This is a genomic window from Arthrobacter sp. E70 (assembly GCF_058266945.1).
Genome location: NZ_JBYQFR010000009.1, coordinates 126,487 through 146,981, shown reverse-complemented (window position 1 = coordinate 146,981; position 20,495 = coordinate 126,487). Strand labels below are relative to the sequence as shown.

At 67.4% G+C, this 20,495-nt stretch carries 19 protein-coding genes, 1 pseudogene and 1 riboswitch; of the genes and pseudogenes, 10 read left to right on the top strand and 10 right to left on the bottom strand.

The window, feature by feature from the left end; genetic code table 11:
- The first annotated feature begins 29 nt into the window (after nucleotides 1-29).
- From AC3IMC_RS13445 to AC3IMC_RS13435, 3 genes are read left to right on the top strand one after another with little or no spacing between them, the layout of a single operon-like run.
- Nucleotides 30-761, top strand: coding sequence for an ABC transporter ATP-binding protein (locus AC3IMC_RS13445; RefSeq protein WP_490919038.1), 732 nt, complete (start codon nucleotides 30-32; stop codon nucleotides 759-761).
- Entirely contained in the window at nucleotides 758-2,794 is a 2,037-nt protein-coding gene (locus tag AC3IMC_RS13440) for a YhgE/Pip family protein (protein ID WP_490919037.1), read from the top strand. The genes AC3IMC_RS13445 and AC3IMC_RS13440 overlap by 4 nt, the downstream gene beginning before the upstream one ends.
- The gene (locus AC3IMC_RS13435; protein WP_490919036.1) at nucleotides 2,791-3,456 is read left to right on the top strand and encodes a TetR/AcrR family transcriptional regulator; all 666 of its coding nucleotides are present in this window, start codon (nucleotides 2,791-2,793) and stop codon (nucleotides 3,454-3,456) included. The genes AC3IMC_RS13440 and AC3IMC_RS13435 overlap by 4 nt, the downstream gene beginning before the upstream one ends.
- 586 nt (nucleotides 3,457-4,042) lie before the next feature.
- Here the strand turns inward: AC3IMC_RS13435 and AC3IMC_RS13430 are convergent.
- A complete protein-coding gene (locus AC3IMC_RS13430; RefSeq protein ID WP_490919035.1) occupies nucleotides 4,043-5,062 on the bottom strand; it encodes an EamA family transporter in 1,020 nt (339 codons plus the stop codon).
- 69 nt (nucleotides 5,063-5,131) lie between these two features.
- Between AC3IMC_RS13430 and AC3IMC_RS13425 the strand changes: the two are divergent.
- Nucleotides 5,132-5,456: pseudogene (locus AC3IMC_RS13425) on the top strand (LysR substrate-binding domain-containing protein); the annotation flags it as partial.
- On the opposite strand, the gene AC3IMC_RS13420 reads toward AC3IMC_RS13425, so the two are convergent.
- The 3 genes from AC3IMC_RS13420 to AC3IMC_RS13410 all read right to left on the bottom strand — a co-directional run bounded on the left by AC3IMC_RS13420 (nucleotide 5,434) and on the right by AC3IMC_RS13410 (nucleotide 8,319).
- On the bottom strand, nucleotides 5,434-5,961 hold the full coding sequence (locus tag AC3IMC_RS13420) for a SixA phosphatase family protein (RefSeq protein WP_221385536.1): 528 nt from the start codon (nucleotides 5,959-5,961) through the stop codon (nucleotides 5,434-5,436). The pseudogene AC3IMC_RS13425 and the gene AC3IMC_RS13420 overlap by 23 nt on opposite strands.
- Nucleotides 5,962-6,050: 89 nt before the next feature.
- Nucleotides 6,051-6,917 carry a winged helix-turn-helix domain-containing protein gene (locus AC3IMC_RS13415; protein WP_454484955.1) on the bottom strand — a complete coding sequence of 289 codons (867 nt, stop codon included), beginning with the start codon at nucleotides 6,915-6,917 and terminating at the stop codon, nucleotides 6,051-6,053.
- A gap of 610 nt (nucleotides 6,918-7,527) precedes the next feature.
- Nucleotides 7,528-8,319, bottom strand: a complete 792-nt coding sequence (locus AC3IMC_RS13410; protein WP_490919034.1) for a hypothetical protein — start codon at nucleotides 8,317-8,319, stop codon at nucleotides 7,528-7,530.
- A gap of 224 nt (nucleotides 8,320-8,543) precedes the next feature.
- Between AC3IMC_RS13410 and AC3IMC_RS13405 the strand changes: the two genes are divergently transcribed.
- From AC3IMC_RS13405 to AC3IMC_RS13385, 5 genes are all read left to right on the top strand, one after another.
- Nucleotides 8,544-9,284 (top strand): response regulator transcription factor, encoded by a 741-nt coding sequence (locus AC3IMC_RS13405; RefSeq protein WP_490919033.1) that lies wholly within the window; start codon nucleotides 8,544-8,546, stop codon nucleotides 9,282-9,284.
- Nucleotides 9,285-9,296: 12 nt separating this feature from the next.
- Complete coding sequence (locus AC3IMC_RS13400) at nucleotides 9,297-10,790, top strand: sensor histidine kinase (protein ID WP_490919032.1); 1,494 nt, start codon at nucleotides 9,297-9,299, stop codon at nucleotides 10,788-10,790.
- A gap of 140 nt (nucleotides 10,791-10,930) precedes the next feature.
- Nucleotides 10,931-12,277: a bifunctional glycosyltransferase family 2/GtrA family protein gene (locus AC3IMC_RS13395; RefSeq protein ID WP_490919031.1), complete on the top strand. Its 1,347-nt coding sequence runs from the start codon at nucleotides 10,931-10,933 to the stop codon at nucleotides 12,275-12,277.
- Nucleotides 12,274-14,361 (top strand): glycosyltransferase family 39 protein, encoded by a 2,088-nt coding sequence (locus tag AC3IMC_RS13390; RefSeq protein WP_490919030.1) that lies wholly within the window; start codon nucleotides 12,274-12,276, stop codon nucleotides 14,359-14,361. Before AC3IMC_RS13395 ends, AC3IMC_RS13390 begins: the two co-directional genes overlap by 4 nt.
- A gap of 163 nt (nucleotides 14,362-14,524) precedes the next feature.
- Nucleotides 14,525-14,684: riboswitch (cyclic di-AMP (ydaO/yuaA leader) on the top strand.
- 5 nt (nucleotides 14,685-14,689) lie between these two features.
- A complete protein-coding gene (locus tag AC3IMC_RS13385) occupies nucleotides 14,690-15,394 on the top strand; it encodes an aggregation-promoting factor C-terminal-like domain-containing protein (RefSeq protein WP_490919029.1) in 705 nt (234 codons plus the stop codon).
- 78 nt (nucleotides 15,395-15,472) lie between these two features.
- On the opposite strand, the gene AC3IMC_RS13380 is transcribed toward AC3IMC_RS13385, so the two are convergent.
- The 3 genes from AC3IMC_RS13380 to AC3IMC_RS13370 are packed head-to-tail and all read right to left on the bottom strand — an operon-like array spanning nucleotide 15,473 to nucleotide 17,377.
- Nucleotides 15,473-15,880 (bottom strand): glyoxalase superfamily protein, encoded by a 408-nt coding sequence (locus AC3IMC_RS13380; protein ID WP_490919028.1) that lies wholly within the window; start codon nucleotides 15,878-15,880, stop codon nucleotides 15,473-15,475.
- A 45-nt stretch (nucleotides 15,881-15,925) separates the two neighbouring features.
- The gene (upp, locus tag AC3IMC_RS13375; protein WP_221385530.1) at nucleotides 15,926-16,561 is read right to left on the bottom strand and encodes a uracil phosphoribosyltransferase; all 636 of its coding nucleotides are present in this window, start codon (nucleotides 16,559-16,561) and stop codon (nucleotides 15,926-15,928) included.
- 12 nt (nucleotides 16,562-16,573) lie between these two features.
- A complete protein-coding gene (locus AC3IMC_RS13370) occupies nucleotides 16,574-17,377 on the bottom strand; it encodes a phosphatase PAP2 family protein (RefSeq protein WP_490919027.1) in 804 nt (267 codons plus the stop codon).
- Nucleotides 17,378-17,432: 55 nt separating this feature from the next.
- Here AC3IMC_RS13370 and AC3IMC_RS13365 point away from each other — a divergent pair, with 55 nt between their 5' ends.
- The gene (locus AC3IMC_RS13365; RefSeq protein ID WP_490919026.1) at nucleotides 17,433-17,939 is read left to right on the top strand and encodes a nucleoside deaminase; all 507 of its coding nucleotides are present in this window, start codon (nucleotides 17,433-17,435) and stop codon (nucleotides 17,937-17,939) included.
- On the opposite strand, the gene AC3IMC_RS13360 is transcribed toward AC3IMC_RS13365, so the two are convergent.
- Genes AC3IMC_RS13360 through AC3IMC_RS13350 form a run of 3 tightly spaced genes read right to left on the bottom strand, consistent with a single transcriptional unit; the run spans nucleotide 17,936 to nucleotide 20,474 of the window.
- Nucleotides 17,936-19,027 carry a glycosyltransferase family 4 protein gene (locus AC3IMC_RS13360; protein ID WP_490919025.1) on the bottom strand — a complete coding sequence of 364 codons (1,092 nt, stop codon included), beginning with the start codon at nucleotides 19,025-19,027 and terminating at the stop codon, nucleotides 17,936-17,938. The two genes, AC3IMC_RS13365 and AC3IMC_RS13360, sit on opposite strands and share 4 nt — an antisense overlap.
- Nucleotides 19,028-19,029: 2 nt before the next feature.
- Nucleotides 19,030-19,425, bottom strand: coding sequence for a 6-pyruvoyl trahydropterin synthase family protein (locus AC3IMC_RS13355; protein WP_490919024.1), 396 nt, complete (start codon nucleotides 19,423-19,425; stop codon nucleotides 19,030-19,032).
- 2 nt (nucleotides 19,426-19,427) lie between these two features.
- A complete protein-coding gene (locus tag AC3IMC_RS13350) occupies nucleotides 19,428-20,474 on the bottom strand; it encodes a zinc-dependent alcohol dehydrogenase (protein WP_490919023.1) in 1,047 nt (348 codons plus the stop codon).
- Nucleotides 20,475-20,495 lie beyond the last annotated feature (21 nt).

The following is a 20,495-nucleotide window of genomic DNA, read 5'->3' as shown; positions in this document are numbered from 1 at the left end:
AATGCAGCACCTCCTGCGAAAGGCCCTTCTTGCTTTCAGCACACCAGCTCCACGCCAAAGGACGCCGGGACCCGCTGCTTCCACACACCACCCTTGCCGTTGCCCGCGGCGAACTGATGCTCGTCGCCGGCGACCGCCAGGACCAGCGCACCGCACTTGCCTTGCTGCTCAGCGGCCGGATGAAGCCCACGGCCGGACGGGTCACCTGGGACAACAGCGCGCGGACCAAGCAGCTTCGCCTGGCGTCGGCGCTGGTGGACTCCCCCGGCGTCAATGAGCCCGAGGAACACCTGAGCGTCCGCGACCTGGTGACAGAGGACCTCGCGCTGATCCCCCGCCGCTACCGGGGCGCCCTGCTCAGCGGCCCGTGGCTGAAGGTGAACCGCTTTGAGGACCTCGCAGCCCTGTGGACCGAGCAGCTGGAGCCCGGGCGCCGGCTGGAACTGCTGACCGCCCTGGCCTTGGCCAACCCGCGGACGGACCTGCTGGTGGTGGATTCCCCGGACCGGCACAGCGCGGACCATGCCACCTGGCTGCCCAGGCTCCAGGAGTTGGCGTCCGACGCCGGGCGGCCGCTCGCCGTCGTGGCGGCAGTCAGCGCCGTCCCCGCGTCGTGGGACGGGCCGGTGGCGGTGATCGGCAACGCGGAACCCGCAGCGGGACCGGCGGAGGCGGAGCCGGCAGAAACCGGGCAGGACCCGGAAGACCAGGAATCCACGCAAAACCAGGAATCCACACTCGAAACCGAGGTTGCCAAGTGACTGTCCTGCGGCTGGCCCGCTCCGAACTCAAGCGCATGACCGGCGGGCTGCTGCCCAAGCTGACGATCCTGGCGTTGACCATGGTTCCACTGCTCTACGGAGCGGTCTACCTCTACGCGAACTGGGACCCCTACGGGCATCTCAACAACCTCGACGCCGCCCTGGTGGTGGAGGATTCGGGCGCAACCGCAGCTGACGGTACCCGCCTGGACGCCGGGCATAAGGTGGCCGACAGCCTCGTGGAAAGCAACATCTTCCACTGGGTTCCGGTGGCCAGCTCAACGGAAGCGGATGCGGGAGTCAGCAGCGGCCAATACGCCTTTGCGCTGAAGATCCCCCGGGATTTCTCGGCCAACCTGGTCTCCCCCGGCAGCTTCGATTCGGCGAGCCAGGCCATGCTGAATGTCACCACGAATGACGCCAACAACTACCTCCTCAGCACCATCGTGGACAAGCTGACTACCGCCGTTCACACCACGGTGGCCAAGGAAGTCGGCGAGGAAACAGCAAACCAGCTGCTCACGGGTTTTGGCACCATCCATAACCGGATGGTCCAGGCAGCGGGCGGCGCTTCCCAGCTTGCCGACGGCGTCGCCACCCTGCGGGACGGAACGGTCACCCTCCATGAAGGAACGTCGGCGCTGAGCAGCGGCGCCGACCAGCTGTACGCCGGCCAGCTCAAGCTGCGGGACGGCGCCAACCAGCTGACCGACGGCGCTGGCCAGCTGAGCAGTGGCCTGTCCGTCCTCAAGGACAAGACCGCCACGCTGCCCACCGACACCCAAACGCTCGCAACCGGGGCCGCACAGGTGGCCGCGGGGAACGCCCAGCTCAACGCCAAGGTGCAGGACGTGGCAGCCCAGCTGGAGGCCGCCGACCAGGGCATGAGGACCCGCGTAGCGGATTCCAACGCCAGGCTGGTCGCGTCGGGCGTGCTCACGCAGGAGCAGGCGGACAGGATCCTCGCCGATTTCGACGCCACCGCTGCGTCCAGCCCCGTTGCCGCGGCGAAGACCAAGATCCAGACGGACGCCGAACAGGTGCAGCAGCTGGCCAACGGATCGGAGGCCGTCAGCGTGGGCGCCTCCCAGCTGGCCGCCGGCACGCCGGCACTGAAGGAAGGCATCGCGCAGGCATCGGCCGGTGCAGACCAGTTGCACACGGGCGCGGCCACCCTGGCCACCGGTGAGCAGACCGCCGTCGACGGTGCAGCAGGGCTCGTGGACGGGGCACGGAGGGTCGACGCCGGTGCAGCGCAGGTAGCGGACGGTGCAGGCCAGGCCGCCACCGGATCCCGTACGCTCGCGGACGAGATCGGAAAGGGCGCGGGCCAGGTGCCCAACCCGGACGACGCCCAGAAGAACAACCTGTCCCAGGTAATGGCTGATCCCGTGGCCGTCAGCAACGTTTCGCAGGCGAAGGCGGGGTCCTACGGAGCCGGGCTGGCACCGTTCTTCCTGACGCTTGCCTTGTGGATCGGGATCTTCATGCTGGTCCAGGCCATGCGGCCCATCACCCAGCGGGCGCTGGCGTCCAACGCTCCCTCGTGGAAGATCGCCCTGGGCGGCTGGCTTCCGTTCCTGCTGGTCTCCGTGGCCCAGGCCTCGCTCCTGACCCTGGTGGTCGATGTGGGGCTGGGCCTCAACCCCGCACATCCGGTCCTCATGTGGCTTTTGATGCTCGCCGCCGCCATGGCCTTCAGCGCCCTCATCCAGGGCATCGTGGCGTTGCTGGGCTCCCCCGGGAAACTGGTGGTGCTGATCCTCCTGGTCCTGCAATTGGTGTCCTCAGGCGGGACATTCCCGTGGCAGACAACCCCGGAACCGCTCCACGTGGTGCACCAGATCCTGCCCATGGGCTACGTGGTGACAGGCATGCGGCACCTGATCTACGGCGCCGACCTGTCGATGATCGTCCCCACGCTGGCCGGCCTCCTGGGCTACACGGTGCTGGGCGCGGCCATGTCAACGCTCGCCGTCCGCAAGAACAAGTACTGGACACTGAAGAGCCTCAAACCGGAGATTGCCGTATGACCGTGGAAGGGCCGCCCGCTGCCAGAGGGCTCCGGCCGGCACGGACCACGGCCACCCGCCAGAAGCTTTTCGATGCCTCCATGGAGCTGATCGGCGAGCGCGGCGCCGCCAGCGTGACCGTGGATGAGATTGCTGCTGCTGCCGGGGTTTCCAAGGGCACGGTGTATTACAACTTCGGCAGCAAGTCCGAGTTGATCGCGCAGCTCCTGCGCCATGGCGTGGACATCCTCAAGGCCCGGCTGCTGGCGGCCGCCGATGCGGCCGGAACACCGGAGCACGGCACAGACGCCCGCGATCCCTTGCTGGCCATGGAGTCGATGATCGGCCAGGCCATGGATTTCATGGCGGAGTACCCGTCCTTCGCACGTCTGTGGGTCAGTGAGAACTGGCGGATTCCCAGTGAGTGGCAGGGCACCTTCGCGGTGCTGCGCGGAGAACTGCTCGAAGTCATTGGGCGGGCGGTGGACAATGTTGCCCGCGCCTATCCGGTGGATGGATCGGTGTCCCGCGGCAGCCTGGAGACGGCGATCTTCGGGGCTTGCTTTGTGGTGGGCCTGGACCGGCAGACGTACAACCCTGAGCGGAGCCGTGACCAAAGTGTTGCAGCAATCATGGCGATCATGCGCGGCTACGTCCTGAAGGGCCCCTCAGCTCGGGGATGATGGAGCCTATGCGGCACATGGGGAAGAGCGGAAAGTTCGCGGTCATCTGCGGCGTTGTTGCGGCGGGGCTGCTGGTGCTCACCGGGATGACCCTCGCAGAGCCGGTGTTTATCGCGTTCCTCGGCGTCCTGGCCCTGGCATACCTGGCCGCAGTCGCCGAGGTGATGCACCGGCGCCGCCGCCTGGCCCTGCTGGCCACCGGTGCCGGTACGGCCCTCGCCCTCGGCTTTTCCCTGGCGTTCCTCAGTACGTGGGAGCTGGCCTTCGACGGGCAGTCCTCTTTCCTGGGCACCCCGCTGCCCACGCACGACCCCGACAACTACTTCCTCGGCGCCGCCTGCGCGGCCGTGGCCACTTTTGCGGTCCTCTTCCTAGGTGCGATGTGGCCGGGCAGGAAACGGGCGACGGCGGCCCGCAGGCCAGCAGTACGGCCGGCGGCGCAGCGCGCCCCAGCGCGGCGCCCGGCAACGGATCCCGCCACATCACAACGGACAGGCACGACGGCGGCGCGCAGCTCCCGGGCTGGGGCGCGGACTCGTGGCCAGGCACCCGGCGGCCAGGGTTCCCCCGCACAGACGGCCGGCGTTCAGCGGACGTCGGCTTCTCGCGCCCCTGCCCGTGGGACGTCTCCAGCCAGCCGCCCGCCGTCGTCCGCTTCTGCACGGTCCGCTTCAGCCCCATCCGCACCCAGGCAGGCGCCCGGCCCGGGAAGCGGCTCGGCGCCCCGGCGCTGAGGCCGCCTGCCGCCCGTAAGCACCGCCGTCGCCACACCGCCCAGCAGGATCAGCCCGCCCGCCAGTTCCGTGGGCGTTGGCACCTCCCCGAGGGCCAGCCAGGCCGCGCTCATGCCCACCACCGGGACCAGCAGCGTGAAGGGAACCACGGCCGACGACGGGTGGCCGGCGAGGAGCCGGTTCCAGATTCCGTAGCCCACCAGGGAGGCAAAGATTGCGGTGTACAGCGCGCTGAGGATGGTGGGCCCCTGGAGGTTCCACAATGAAGCCCAGACTGTGTCCGGCCCATCCACCAGCACCGACAGCGTCCCTAGAGGCAGCGGCACCACGGCTCCGGACCAGACCACCATCCCCAGCCCTGAGGCTGCCTTCGCCCTGCGGACGATGACGTTCCCGGTGGCCCAGGACAGCGCCGCAGCCAGGACGATGAGCAGCGGCAGGAGGGGTGCCACTGCACTGCGTCCCACGGCCACCACAGCGAGGCCCGCCACCCCCAGCACAACGCCCGCCATCTGCCGGCGGCTGGGCCGCTCCCCCAGGACACCGGCGGCGAGCAGGACGGTCAGCAGCACCTGGGCCTGTAGGACCAGCGAGGCAAGCCCTGCCGGCATGCCCAGCGCCATGGCCAGGTAGAGAAGGCCGAACTGACCGGCGCTCATGAAGAGTCCGACGCCGATGATCGCTTTCCAGCTGACCTCCGGCTTCCGGATGAAGAAGATCCAGGGCACAACCACCAGGACGAAGCGCATGGCAACAAACAGGAGCGGGGGGAAGTCCTGGCCCCCGGCGTGCAGTCCGATGTCGATGGCCACGAAGTTCAGGCCCCACAGCAGGGCCACGAGGACGGCAAGGAGGGAGTCGCGGAGGTTCACGCTCCCACTTTGGCAGAGGTACGGATGAAGCACCCAACTCGAAGAACTGCAGTCCACACTGCTGGCGGGATTTTCGCGGATCTCGGGCGGGTCCCGGATATCCGTGTCTACGACCCCGATTTCGCGACGCACATCGCCCTGGTGGAACAGGGGGTCGCGGTGGCGCTTGTCCCCCGGCTGGGGAGGGCCGGCGTTGCCGCCCGACGTCGTTGCGGTTCCGGTGGCCAACCCGGTCCAGGCCCGGCAGGTCGGGCTCGTGCACCGGAGGACCATGACGGCGAGCCCGGGCATCCGGCACGTGGCGGGGATGCTGCGCGAGATCACCTCCAGCGGGTTTGCCGCCGGCGGATCTGACCCGGGCGGGCTGGACTTTAGTGAGCGCGGGGAACCTTGAACTTGGTGATCCTGGCGTCCTGCCCGTCCAATTCTGCCCAAGGCTTTTCGGTTTCGAGGACCGTGAGCGCATTGGTGGGGAACCTGGTGGCAGCGTCCATGTAGGCGTCATGGTCGGAGTCGCGGGAGGCAAGGTGCATGGCCAGGTCCTGCACGCCGGGCAGGTGCGCGATCAGCATCAGTGTGGTCACGGTGTCCGGTACATGGTTGACGACGGTCAGCATCCGGAGGGCGGAGGCAGCATACAGGCCGTCCTCGAGTTTAGGCGTAGGCGCTTTGTCCCCCAGTTCTGAGCAGACCCACGTGCAGGTCTGGCGGGTGCGCAGGGCGCTGGAACACAGGATGAAGTCCGGGACGATATTGTGCTTGAGCAACCAGCGGCCGGCCAGCGGCGCTTCCCGGTGTCCGCGCTCCTCCAGCGGCCGCTCATGGTCAGCCACACCGCCGGGCCAGTCAGCCTTGGCATGGCGCATGATCACAAGGCGTCGGACATGGTGCGAACTCATGGCTAAAGCCTAGCGCCAGGCGGTTCAGTCCACAGTGGCAGCGGAACGCGAAAGCGCCCGCCCAGTTGGGCAGGCGCTTTAGCGTGAAACTAAATCGAGTATTCCGGAGCGGCCCAGACGATGACCTCCGGGTGCTCGTAGAACCGGTAGCCCTGGCCGCGGACCGTGCGGACAGTGTTGGCGAGGCGGCCCAGCTTGGAGCGGAGGCGGCGGATGTGGACGTCGATGGTGCGCTCGTTGGGCACTTCCTCGGCGTTGCGCCACAGGCCTTCGAGAAGTTCGTCGCGGCCCACGGTGCGGGTGCCGTTTTCGACGAGGTAGTTGAGGAGCTCGAATTCCTTGAACGTGAGGTTCAGGGACTCGCCGTCGAGGTGGACCTCGCGGCGGGCCAGGTCGATCAGGACGCCGGATGGGCGCGGTTCCTGCGGCTGGGCGGGCCGTGGGGCCTCGGTGCGCTGGCGGGAGTTGACCGTCGGGTCGCCAAAGGTGGAACGGACGACGTCGAGCGCGGAACCGGGGGTGCCGGCGGGGGCTACGGCGACTGCAGCGTAACTTTCGGCGCCGGATACCAGTGACTGGGCGTAGGCGCGGATCTCCTGGGCGAGCTTGGCGATGGAGGTGCCTGCTGCGGCAGCCGTCTCCTCGTCAATGCCCATGTAGAGGACGAACCCGCGGGCCACATTGTCGTTGGCTACCGGACGTACCGGGTTTGAACCTGCCACCACAGGGGTAGGAGCCGTGATGGGGGCGGACTCGGCCGGCTGGACGGCGCGGAGCTGGCCGTAGGAATTGGGGTTGTAGCCCTGGGGAGCGTAACCCGGGGCCGGGAAGCTGCTTCCGGAGGACGAAGGAGCCAAGGAGGGGCGCGGCCCGAATCCGGGACGCAGGCCGGAAGCCTGGCCTGCCTTGGCGGCGTTACGGACAGAGATGTGGACGTATCCGGATGCAACTGACATGGAATGCTTACCTCAATGTGAATGGCCGCCTTCGCGGCTCGAATGCTGTCTTCCCCGTCTCACGGACCGGGAGGGGCGCCCGACGCTGGGCTGGGTGGGCGAATGCCTAAGAACTTCGGAGGGTGGGAAGGTCAGGCGTGCATTCGACAACAGCGCATGTCGGCAGCAGCGGATGTGCTGGGCCAATATTCTGCGGCTGCAGGTGCTGTTGAGTTCTTGTTCACATTGGAAGTGTGCCGCGTAACAATGACAACTTGCAAGTAACAATGGACCGAATCGTCCGCATTGTGAGACAAATCCAGAAATTGTGTTGCAGATCACGATTCTGTGTGGACCAAAGAATAACGTTCGTTATCCGGGGCGCCGCCCACGAAAGCGCCCGATGCAGAATTTCGTTCGAGAATGTGGCCGTTCAGCGAATCCTCGCAAATTTCACGCGCTTGACATAGAATCCCTAACCCCGACCCCCGCTTGTCCAGTCCGCGCCCTGCCCTCGGCGAAGAATTTTTCCCTCCCTCCGGCTGCTGAAGGCAGGAGGCAGCGCTTACGCAGTGGCCTTGGTGGATTGCAGCATGGGCGGTCGTCGCGCGCATGTCCGGGCAGGCTGCGCCTAGTTGGCAGTAGTACCCGAACCCTGGGCCGCAGTGGTTCCCGTAGCCGACAGCTGGATGGACTGTGCCGTGTACGTATCGCCTTCCTTGAGGGCGGTGACCCGGACCGTCGCCCCGGAGGCCACGTTGGAGAGACTGAGCGCACTGCCGGTTGTCCCGCCCCGCAGGCGCATGCCTTCTGACACCTGAACATCGGAGCCCACCGCGTAGGTCCGGGTAAAGCCGTCCTCGCTCTTCACCGTCAGCGAGTCGGTGGAAACGCTGCTTACGGTGCCCATCTGTCCGGCCATGGTGACATAGCCGGAATCCTGCAGGACCACGTATTCGGAGTGGACGGCAGCATTCAGGCCCGCCATGCCCATCCCCGGTCCGCCGGGGCCGCCGCCCGGGCCGCCGCCGCCCGGGCCGCCACCGTCCATGCGGCCACCGTCCATCCCGCCCATTCCGGCGCTCATGCCGCCCTGGTTACCGGTCCCCGGCTGGCCCGCCACTCCGGCGCCCAGGGCACTGCCGGTGGCGGCACCCGTGCCGCTGTTTCCTGCAGCGTAAGCGCCGACTCCCGCGGCCGCGGCCACGGCCACCACCGCCCCGCCGACCAGCAGGCCCTTCCTGCCGGTCCACTTGAACGGCCGCCCACCGGAGGAATCGGGGGATGGGTACGGCTGCGGGACGCCCCACCCATGGGCCGGTTGGCCGGGTGTGCCTTGGTTCTGTGCACCCTGGTGCTGCGCGCCCTGTTCATCCTGCGCACCTTCCCACACCGGCGAGGGCTGTCCCTTCTGCTGATCCATTGCTCTCTCCCATGAAGTCGAAACTGCTGTCGTTCCAACAGGCTCTTCCGCGTTGCTGTGCATGGGCTGTGCGGCAGGCCAAGCCTGGCTGTGACCTCAACCAACAGTTAATCGCCATGTTCGGCCTCATCCAGCGGCAACAGCCAGGTGGCTAGGCTTGGGCTCACAGCTGCAACACAGGAACCGCAAAGCATCGGCAAACCGACAGGACGGAGAGTTGTCCCATGGCATCCCCGCACTCCATGACCAACCACCTTCCCCAGCTCACCCACCCGGACGGTTCCCCCATCCGCGCCCTGGTGGTGGACGATGAGCCGAGCCTGTCAGAACTGATGAGCATGGGCCTGCGCATGGCGGGCTGGTCGGTTGCCGTCGCCGCCGACGGACCAGGCGCGGTGAAGCTTGCCAAGGACTTCCACCCCGATGTCCTGGTGCTGGACGTCATGCTTCCAGGGTTCGACGGTGTGGAGCTGCTGGGCAGGATCCGCGCCTTCGCACCCGAGGTGCCCGCACTCTTCCTCACCGCCAAGGACGACGTCCAGGACCGCATCGTGGGCCTGGCCGCCGGCGGGGACGACTACGTCACCAAGCCCTTCAGCATGGAGGAAGTCCTGCTGCGCCTGCACCGCCTGGTACAGCGTTCCGGAGTCGCGGCCATGGACACCGCCGAGCTGGTGGTGGGCGACCTGGTCCTGAACGTTGACACCCGCGAGGTCACCCGCGCCGGGCAGGACATCCAGCTGACCGCCACCCAGTTCGAGCTGCTCCGCTACCTGATGGAAAACCCCAAGCGAGTGGTCAGCAAGGCCCAGATCCTGGACCACGTATGGGACTACGATTTCGGCGGCCAGGCCAACATCGTGGAACTGTACATTTCCTACCTGCGCAAGAAGATCGAAGCCAACCACCCGCCGATGATCCACACCGTGCGCGGAGCAGGCTACGTCATCAAGCCTGCAGACTAGCCAAGGAAGAGCATGTCATCGCTTTCCGGTGTCCCCCGTCCTGCGGGCCGGTCCTGGTTCAACCCTTCCACCTGGCATCTGCGCACCCGCCTGATCCTGCTCTCCATGGCACTCCTGGTGGCCATCTCGAGCGCCATCGGCGTGGTCAGTTACGCCTCCATGGATGTGGTCCTTACCAACCAGCTGGACGCGCAACTGAAGCTGGCATCCCGCGGCCGGCCGCCGGAAGGCAACCCCTCCGGCCGGCCCGATCCCCTCGACGCGCGGGGGCAAAGCGTCGGAACACTTAACGCGCGGGTGGTGAACGGGCAGGTCAGCAGGGAGGCAGGCTTCCTTTCCTCTGACGCCACCCGCCTCCCGCTCACCTCCCGGGACGTCGCCACCCTGCAGGCACTCCCCCACGATGGCGTTCCGGTGGACCGCGAACTGTCCAACGGCGACTACCGGCTCATGGCCACCACAACCCCATATGGCGATGTTGTGATCACCGGGCTGCCCCTCGCAACGAAGCAAAGCACCGAGGCCTCGCTGATATTGACCATGGTGCTGGTCTCGCTGGGTGGCCTGGTCCTGATCGGTTTGGCCGGTACCGCTTTGATCCGCAGGACGATGCGGCCGCTGGAACAGTTGTCCGATGTAGCCACCAAGGTTTCCAAGCTGCCCCTGGACGCGGGCGAGGTGGCGCTGGCCGTCCGTGTCCCTCCCGGCGCCGCACACCCCGGAACGGAAGTGGGAAGTGTCGGCCACGCCCTGAACCTGATGCTGGACAACGTCTCCAACGCGCTGCAGGCGCGGCAGCGCAGTGAAATGAAGGTGCGCCAGTTCGTGGCCGACGCGTCCCATGAACTCCGAACTCCGCTAACCGCAATCCGCGGCTATACCGAACTGCTGCGCATGACCGAACCCCTCACCGAGGACGGCCGGAAGTCGCTGGCACGGGTGCAAAGCCAGTCCGAGCGGATGACGGCGCTGGTGGAGGACCTTCTGCTCCTGGCCCGTCTGGACGAGGGCAAGGCGCCCGAAACCACCGATGTGGACCTGACCCAGCTGGTGATCGAAACGGTCAGCGACGAGAAGGTGATGGCCCCCGACCACATCTGGCAGTTGCGGTTGCCTGATGAACCCATCACCGTCCGCGGTGATGCCACCCAACTGCATCAGGTGCTGGCCAACCTGCTCTCCAATGCCCGGAAGCACACCCCCGCCGGCACTACCGTGACCACCGGGGTGATGCGCTCGGCCGACGGCAGCGCGGTGGTCACCGTCACCGATGACGGGCCGGGGATTCCTGCCGAGTTCCAGGGCAGGATCTTCTCCCGTTTCACCCGGGCCGACGCCGCCCGTTCCGGCACGGAAGAAGGCTCAGCGGGCGAAGGGTCCTCCGGGTTGGGGCTTTCCATCGTGGAGTCGATCGTCAAAGCCCATGGGGGCACAGTGGAACTGGTCTCCCGGCCCGGCAGGACAGAGTTCGCCGTCCACCTTCCAGGGGCCACACCCGCCTCCTGACCCGGCCGCCTTGCCCGTCGGCGGAGACGTTCTGGACACGTGCAACTTACGTCCCGTGCAACTTAGGTCCGGGCAACTTACACAGGCACGTCACAGGCTTTGCCTAAAGCCCTCAAATGCGCTGGCGCCACTCTTGATGCATGACGCTCGCCGACTCCACTTCAGGAACCCTGCAGGACGCCTCGGTGGTGCCGCCGGGCCTTCCTTCCCGGGCACACGCCGTGCGGCGCGCGCCCGTGGACACCCGCACCCCGGTCCCCGTCCTGGACGTCACCATCCCGGTGTACAACGAGGAACGTGACCTCGAGGAATGCCTGCGCAGGCTCCACGGGCACCTTCGCGAGTCCTTTCCGCACAGCTTCCGCATCACCGTGGCGGACAACGCGAGCACGGACGGCACGTTGAAGATCGCCGAACGGCTGGCCCGGGAATTTAGCGAGCTCACCGTGGTCCATCTCCAGGAGAAAGGCCGCGGCAACGCCCTGCGCAAGGTGTGGCTGGCGTCGCCGTCGCCCGTCCTGGCCTACATGGACGTGGACCTCTCCACCGATCTCGCCGCCCTGGCTCCCCTGTTGGCGCCCCTGATGTCCGGGCACTCGGACCTGGCGATCGGCACCCGGCTGACCCGGAACTCGCGCGTTGTCCGCGGGCCCAAGCGCGAATTCATCTCGCGCGGCTACAACCTGATGCTGCACTCCTTGATGGGTGCCAGGTTCAGCGATGCCCAGTGCGGCTTCAAGGCCATCAGGGCCGACGTCGCCCAGCAGATCCTGCCGCATACCGTGGACAGCTCATGGTTCTTCGACACCGAGCTTCTGGTCCTCGCCGAGCGCTGCGGCCTGCGGGTCCACGAAGTCCCGGTGGACTGGATCGACGATCCCGATTCCAGCGTCGACGTGCTCCGGACGGCGCTGGCGGACGTCCGCGGCATGGCCCGGCTGAGCCGGGACCTGGTCTACGGGCGCATCCCGGTGCCGGAACTGCGCGCGGCCCTCGCACGCGGACCGTTGCCTGCCTTGTCCCGGACCGGGGAGCAGACCCCCGGCAGCAGCCTGTTCGGCCAGCTGGTCCGGTTCGCTGCCATCGGCGCCGCCTCCACCCTGGCCTACCTGCTGATCTTCGTGTTCTGCCGCGCTTTGATGGACGCGCAGCTTGCCAACTTCCTGGCGCTGATTACCACCGCCGTGGCCAACACCGGTGCCAACCGCCGCTTCACGTTCGGCATCCAGGGCGGCAATCCCATGCGCCACCATCTCGAAGGTTTGATCGTGTTCGGCATCGGCCTGCTGCTCACCTCCGGTTCCCTTGTCGTCGTGCACAGTACGACGACGCCGGACCGGTGGGCGGAAGTCCTCACCGTCATCGCGGCGAACCTGGCCGCCACCGCAATCCGCTTCCTGTTGTTCCGGCTCTGGGTCTTCCGGGAAAGAGGCAGCAACACGACCGGCGCAGACGCCACCACTTCCACAGAAACGGCAGCATCATGACCTCGACCACCTCCCCTGCGGGCTCCGGTTCCACGCCAGCCGCGCAGTCCACAGCAGCCCCCCAGGCCACGACAGATCTGCCCGCACCATCCGGCGGCTCCGTACCCGCGGCCGCAGCCAGCCCGGGGCGCTGGACCCGTTACGCGTTCGGCAACCAGCCCCGCTGGGTACGGCCCTCCGCCGCCGGCCTCCTGCTGGCCACAGCCGTCCTGTACCTCTGGAACCTCGCGGCCACCGGCTACGGCAACTCCTTCTACGCCGCCGCCATCCAGGCCGGCACGAAGGACTGGACCGCTTTCCTTTTTGGCTCGCTCGATGCCGGCAACGCGATCACCGTGGACAAGCCGCCCGCCGCACTGTGGATCCCGGCCCTCGCGGGCCGCATCTCCGGATTCTCCCCACTGAGCATGCTGGTTCCGCAGGCACTCATGGGGGTTGCCGCCGTCGGTTTCCTCTACCTGGCCGTCAAGCGCGCCTCGGGACCGGCAGCGGGCCTGCTGGCCGGCGGCGCCCTCGCGCTGACGCCCGTGGCAACGCTGATGTTCAAGTTCAACAACCCGGATGCCCTGCTCACCCTGTGCCTGGTGCTGGCGGCGTACTTCACCATCCGCGCCGTCGAGCGGGCGGGCTGGAAATGGCTCGCCGCGGCCGGTGCCGTGATCGGCCTGGCGTTCCTGACCAAGATGCTGCAGGGCTTCCTGGTTGTTCCGGCGCTGGGCCTCGCCTACCTCTGGGCGGCCCCCACCACACTCGGACGCCGGATGGTGCACCTGCTGGGCGCACTCGGCGGAATTGTCGTGGTGGCTGGCAGCTATGTGGCGCTTTTCCAGCTGACGCCGGCCTCGGCGCGGCCCTACATGGCCGGGTCCACCACCAACAGCTTCCTGGAACTCACGTTCGGCTACAACGGCCTGGCCCGCATCACCGGGTCGGGTGAAGGCATGCCCGGCGGCGGCGCGGGCTTAGGCGGAGGTGCGGGCTTAGGCGGAGGTGCGGGCGCGCCGGGAGGGACGGAGGGCTTCGGCGGCGGCAACACCGGATTCGGCGGCGCCGCCGGCCTTCTGCGGATGTTCGGGACCAGCTTCGGCGGCGAGGTGTCCTGGCTGCTGCCCGCCGCCCTGATCCTGCTGGCCGCGGGGCTATGGTTCACCCGACGCGAGGCCCGTACCTCCCTGAGCCGGGCATCCCTGATCCTGTGGGGCGGCTGGCTCCTGGTGACGGCGGGCGTCTTCAGCTTCATGAGCGGCATCGTCCACCCGTACTACTCCGTGGCCCTGGCCCCGGCGATCGCGGCCCTGGCGGGCATTGGAGCCATTGAACTATGGCGCGGGCGGGCGTACTGGCCCGCCCGGATCGTGCTGGCCGTCGCCGTGCTCTCCACGGCAATGTGGTCAGCGGTGCTGCTGGTCCGGGATGCGTCCTGGCTCCCGTGGCTGGGCATCACCGCCATTGTCCTCGGCGTCCTGGCGACGGCCGCGATCCTGCTCCGCGTTGACGGCATGGGGACTGCCGGCCGGTTCCGCCATGCCGGACCCGCCGCCGTCGTCGTGGTGTCCCTGCTGGCAGGAGGCCTCGGAACGGGCGCATGGACGCTGGCAACCGCTGCCACGGCGCACTCCGGTTCCATCCCGACGTCGGGCCCTGCCGGTGCTGCCGGCCTGGCCCGTTTCGGTGACCCCGCCGGCGGTGGTACCGCCCGCGGTGGTATGGCCGGCGGTGGTATGGCTGGCGGGCCCGGCGAAGGAACGCCGGACACCGCGCTGACCGCCCTCCTGTCCGCCACCACCACGAAGTGGTCCGCTATCGTCTCCGGCGCATCCCAGGCAGCAAACCTGGAACTGGCCTCCAACACGAGCGTGATCGCCTTGGGCGGCTGGAACGGCGGGGACCCCTACCCCACGCTCGCGCAGTTCCAGGACATGGTGGCCAAGGGTGAGATCAGCTACTTCATCGAAGGCGGGGCCCGTGGCATGGGCGGCGGCTTAGGCGGCCGGGGCGGCACCTCAGAGGTGGCCGCGTGGGTCCAAGCCAACTTCCAGTCCCGGACCGTGGGCAACTCCACGGTCTATGCGCTGACAAAGTAGCAGGCCCAGAGGCACCACGGATAAGGACGGCTGATAACGGCTGGCAACGCGACGCGCCATTCATCGTGACTTCCGTTACCTAAATGTGACTTAAGCGCAGGCTTCCTGTACCGTCGATTAAGTGCGGCCCGCGTTCGGACCGCAATCCCGGGTTGACGCCAAGCTCTGCCACTTCCCGGATTCCGCTTGAGCAACGGCAGAGGCGGGGGACCCACCGTCCCGGGCATTGACTGCCCTTGGGGTTAAGCAGCATGTGATCATTCCGTGCTGCCGGATGCCCTCATCCGAACCCGACAGCTAACTCCGCAGGTGTGAGAGGCGATCAACCATGTCCAAAAACACGGCAGAACCCTGCCTGCAGTCCAAGGCAAAACACCGGGCCAAGGCCCAGGCGGCCAAGAAGAGCACACTCGGCCGGCGGGCCGCCATCCTTGCGGCATCCTGCGCCGTGCTGGTTGGCGTAGGCGCCGCGGGCCAGGCGACCAGCAGCATCGTCCCGGTGTCGGCCACCGAGGCCCACTCTTCCACAGCCGCTTCCGACGCCCAAATGAGCATCGAGAAGAGCGAGATCCGGTCAAATCCGGCAGCAACCCCCGCTCCTGCGCCGATCAGCGTGGCACCCCAGGCGGCCGAACCGGCACCTGCCCCGGCCCCGTCCACTCCCCCCGTTGAGGCGGCACCCGCTCCGGCCCCCGCACCCGAGCCTGCTCCCGCCGTCGCGGTCAACGATCCTGCCGGCGCCCAGGCCTACGCGGCCAGCCAGCTGGCATCCTTTGGCTGGAGTGCTGACCAGATGCAGTGCCTGAAGACCCTGTGGACCAAGGAATCGGACTGGACCACCACCGCCACCAATGCCAGCAGCGGGGCCTACGGCATCGTGCAGTCCCTGCCGGCCGAAAAGATGGCAAGCGCCGGCGCGGACTACCTCACCAACTACCGCACCCAGATCAACTGGGGCCTGGACTACATCAAGAAGAGCTACGACTCTCCCTGTGGCGCCCTGAACTTCCACCTGGCCCACAACTGGTACTAGGAATCCCGCACCTGTGAGCAGGTGCGAAACCCGGCACCGGCAGCAGCCCGCATCCACGGATGCGGGCTGCTCTCCGCGTTAATCAGCCCGCGTTGATTCAGCTGCCGGCTGCCCCGCGTTCCGCCACGGGATGTACTGGACAGACCACTTGTTGCCGTCGGGATCGGAGAAGTACACGAAGTGGCCCCAGGGCAGCACTTCGATATCACTGACATCCACCCCGTTGTTCTGCAGGTGGTCGTGCGCTTCCTGGATGTCGTCAACCACCATCTGAAGGGTGGTTCCTGTGCCGGCAGGGGCGTCCAGAAGCCCCTCGCCCATGCAGATGGAGCAGGCAGAGCCGGGCGGCGTCAGCTGTACAAAGCGGATGTCGTCCGAGGGCCGCTCGTCATAGTCGGCGTTGAAGCCCACCTGGTTGACGTAGAAATCCTTGGCGCGGTCCACGTCGGACACGGGGACGTAGACAAGTTCAAGTTTCCAGTCCATCCGCACAGGCTAGCGGCGGGACCCTGTTTGGAAAAGGGTTGCAGCCTACCCGGCAATGCCGTAGAGGCGGTCCCCGGCGTCGCCGAGGCCGGGAACGATGTACGACTTGTCGTTGAGCTTCTCGTCGATGGATGCCAAGACAATGTGCACGTTGGCGCCCGACAGCTCTTCCTCCAGCCGGGCGAGGCCTTCGGGTGCCGCCAGCAGGCAGATGCAGGTGACATCGGACGCGCCACGCTTGAACAGGAACTTGATGGCCTCGCGCAGGGTTCCGCCGGTGGCCAGCATGGGGTCCAGGACGAAGACCTGCCGACCGGTCAGGTCCTCCGGAAGGCGCTCCGCATAGGTGATGATGTCCAGGGTTTCCTCATCCCGGGCCATTCCCAGGAAGCCCACCTCGGCGGTGGGAACCAGCTTGGTCATGCCCTCGAGCATCCCCAGGCCGGCCCGGAGGATGGGGACCACCAAAGGCGTGGGCTTCGTGAAGGCCGTGCCGACGGTGGTGCTGACGGGAGTCTGGATGGTGACGGGCTCGGTGCGGACCTCGCGGGTAGCCTCGTAGGCCAGCAGGGTGACCAGCTCCTCCGTCAACTGGCGGAAGACCGGTGACGGCGTGTTCTTGTCCCTCAGGACGGTGAGCTTGTGGGCAACCAGCGGGTGGTCAACAACGAGAGTGCGCATCCACCAAAACTATCACCCGCCGGTACTCTGCCCGGGGCCGGAAGTACCGCCGTCGTGCAGTTCCTGGGCCACCACGTCGCGGACCACGGGACGGTCGAACGACGGCGGCGCACCGGCATGCTCCCGGCGCCGGACCAAGTGGAACAGCCTGTGCGCCAGGATCACTATGGCCACCCAGGCGAACCCCAGGATCCAGCCGGCCATGACGTCGGTCAGCCAGTGGTGACCGAGGAACACCCGGCTCAGGCCCATGGCGATGATGAAGAGGGTCCCAGCAGTGATCGCCGTGACGCGGGTCCACATCACGTTGAACTGGAGGCAAATGAGGTAGACGATCAGGCTGATCACCACAGTGGTGTTCAGGGTATGGCCGCTGGGGAACGAGGGTGAATCCTCATACGGCGGCACTGCGTCGGCGTGGTCCGGCCGGGTGCGGCCCACGAGCTTCTTTCCGAATGTGGTGGCCGCGATGGACGCTGCGGCCGCGCCCCCAACGAGGATAAGGGGGCGCCAGTTGCGGCTAAGGAAGGTCAGCCAGGCGGTGAGGATGCTGGCAAGGATCGGCATGCCGACGCCGCCGCCAATATTCGTAAAGCCGGTGACTGTGGCATTGAGGCCGGGGTTCCTCAGGGTTTCCGCGTATGCCAGGGCAGGTTTGTCCAGGTTGGCCAGTCCTGCAGAGTCCACCACGTCGTCGTAGACCTCGGCGCCGAGCAGCGCCAGGGACACGATGATCACGCCGCCCACGAGGATGGGAAGGACCAGCGCCGCGTACGGCTTGAACCACGTACCCAAACGGTCCCGAAGAGTGTCCATGGTGCCTCCCGGCATCGGTAAGTAACCTGAGTATCCCCGAAACTATCATTGAGCCATGCCGTTGCCCGAAAAGAAACACCACGCCTGGATGGGGCTCGCCCTGGCGGAGGCCCGCCGGGCGCTCAGCACCGATGATGTACCGATCGGGGCCGTGGTGATAGGGCCCGACGGCGATGTGCTGGGTTCCGGACGCAACCAGCGCGAGGAACTGGGAGACCCCACGGCCCACGCCGAGGTTGTTGCCATCAGGGAGGCGGCCGAGCGGCTCCGGGAGCGGGCCAGGGCCGGCGGCGGCAGCAGTGACGGCTGGCGGCTTTCCGACTGCACGCTGGTTGTCACCCTGGAGCCCTGCGCCATGTGCGCGGGCGCGGTTGTCCTGGCCCGGATTCCCCGGGTGGTCTTCGGCGCCTGGGATGAGAAGGCCGGCGCCGCCGGATCGGTGTTCGACATCCTGCGCGAGCGCCGCCTCAATCATTGGGTCGAGGTCTATCCGGGAGTCCGCGAGGACGAATGCGCCGTGCTGCTGCGGGAGTTCTTCGCCGCGCACCGGACCGGGCTCTAGCCTTTCCCTTCGGGGCCCGCCAGCAACTGCAGCACGGTCTCTGCCGTCCTGTTCCAGTCCGGAAGCCTGGTCCGCGCATCCAAAGCAGCCGCCTGCCAGGTCCGCCGGGTTTCGGGATCCCCAAGCCAGCGCCGCAGGACACCGGCCAAGAGCCGGGGGCTTTCCTGTGCCCCTTCCGGAAGTGCCACCGCAGCCCCCGGAAGCCTGGGACCGCCGTCGGCCGCGGCCAATTTTGCAAGGCTGAGCGCCTCCACCGCGCCAGTGCCCTCGCGCACCAGTACAGGGATGCCGTGGGCCAAAGATTCGGTGACCGCCATGCCGAACGCCTCGTTACGGGAAACCAGCAGGCTCAAATCAGTGCGCGCCCATTCGGTTTCCAACGCCTCGCCGGTGACTTCACCGGTCAACTGCACCTGGTGTTCCAATCCCAAGTCCGCGATGGCGGCCTTGACCTTGCCGGCATAGTCGGGGTCCGCCTGGTCGGAGCCCACCAGCGCCGCCGTCCACTCCATATCCTGGATCCCGGCCAGGGCTTCCACGGCGAGAAGTTGGTCCTTGTTGGGCAACAGGGCGGCGATGATGGCCAGGTGAGGTGGGTTGGAACCGTTGGCTTCCGGCGCGGGCTCGACCCCCGGAAGGGCAACGCCGCTGCCGGTGATTCCCCGCTCCGCCAGCTTGGTTGCGGCCCAGGTGCTGGTGCAGATCACCCCGGTGGCGGCGTGGAGTGCCCGGGCCTCGCGCTCCAGGCTGGCCGGGTCCGAAGTTTCCGGCAAGGGCATATGCTCCAGGACCCATGTTTCCCGGCCGGCCCTTGCCGCAAACTCCAGTTCGTCCGGGGCACCCACGGCGACCAGCCCGTCCACGATGACCACCGCCGGCCCGCGTCCCGCTGCCGGCTCCCCGGCCCCGAGCAGTCCGCCCAGCCGGCGTCGTTCCTTGGCACTGGGAGTTGGCCAGCCGCCCTCGACGGCGACCACCTCCACCTCCTCCCCAAGCGCTTTCAATCCCGCAACCAGCCGGGCGTTGTAGATATTGCCGCCTGAGCTGTGCTGGATGTTGCCGGGGACCAGCAGCCGGATGGGGCGCATGGTCAGGCGGAGAGGTCCAGGGAGTAGGTGGCCCAGGCGTCAGGGTTCTCGCGCAGGGTGACGTCGATTCCCGCAAGCTCGGGGCCGTCCTCGGTGTCCTTGATCTTGGTACACACTGCTTGGGCGATGTACTCGGCCAGTGCTTCCGTGGTGGTGAGCTTGCCGGCGAAGTCGGGGTGCTCGTCCAGGTTGCGATAGTTCAGGCCGGCGAGCACTTCCTCAATGATGGTTCCGGCAGCACCGATGTCCAGGACGATGGCGTCGGAGTTCAGCGCGCGACGGCGGAAGGCCACCTCGGCCACGAAGGTGGCCCCGTGCAGGGCCTGTGCGGGGCCGAAAGCTTCCCGGGGAAGGCTGTGGGCGATCATGAAATGCCGGCGGACGGTCAGGCTGAACATATTTACCTCGGGTCTTCGGGAGCGGAATCGTTGCTGGCTTGGTTTTCGGCGACGCTGTCTGCGGAGTAGTCGATGACGTGGCACAGGGCTTCCAGGGTGCCGTGGGACAGGCTTTGCACCACGTCCGGCAGGTCCTGGAACGCAGATGAACCGGTCAGGAAGGCATCGAAGACGGGATCCTTGAGCAGTGAAACGGCCAGGTCCAGGCGGTCGGCGTTGGTCCGGCGGTGGCGGCGGGCGCGCGCCACCATTCCCACCTGGCTCGCCCTGATGGACAGGCGCCGGGCATGGAAGTCCTCGCCCAGCGGCACGGTGACCTCCCGGTTGGCGTACCAGGACATTTCGATGACATCGCCTTCGTCGCCCACGAGCTGCAGGCTGCGCTCCAGGCCCTCCTGGGATGCTGAGCAGTGGAAGACGATGTCGCAGTTGGCAAGGGCGTCGGCCGGCAGGGCGAAGTCCACGCCCAGGGTGTCCGCCAACTGCTTCCGCCCGGGATCGAGGTCCACCAGTTGGAGGCGGGCCAGCGGAAACGTGCGCAGCAGCGTGGCCACCATGCCGCCCACCAGGCCGGCGCCGACGACGGCGATCCGGTCGCCCAGGCGCGGCCCGGCTTCCCACAGCGCATTCACCGCCGTTTCGACGGTGCCGGTGAGGACGGCCCGGCGGGACGGAACGTCGTATGGAATCCTAGTCAGGGAGTCGACCGGAACCACGTAACGGTCCTGGTGCGGGTTCAGGCAGAAGACGCGCTGGCCTTTCCAGCCCTCAGGCCCTTCCTCCACAACGCCCACGGAAAGGTACCCGAACTTCACCGGGCCCGGGAATTGCCCTTCCTGGCGCGGCGCCCGCATTTCCTCCGCGACACGTGGCGGGACGGAACCGGCGTGGACCACCATCTCGGTGCCCTTGCTGATGCCCGAGTAGAGGGCACGGACCAGGGCTTCCCCCGGGCCGGGGGCAGGCACTTCCTCGGACCGGAGCTCGCCGTGCTCCTTGGCGGTGGTCCAGTATGCGGTTGCGTGGATCGGAGTCTGTGGATTCGTCATCTTGCTGATGAATCTAGCCGG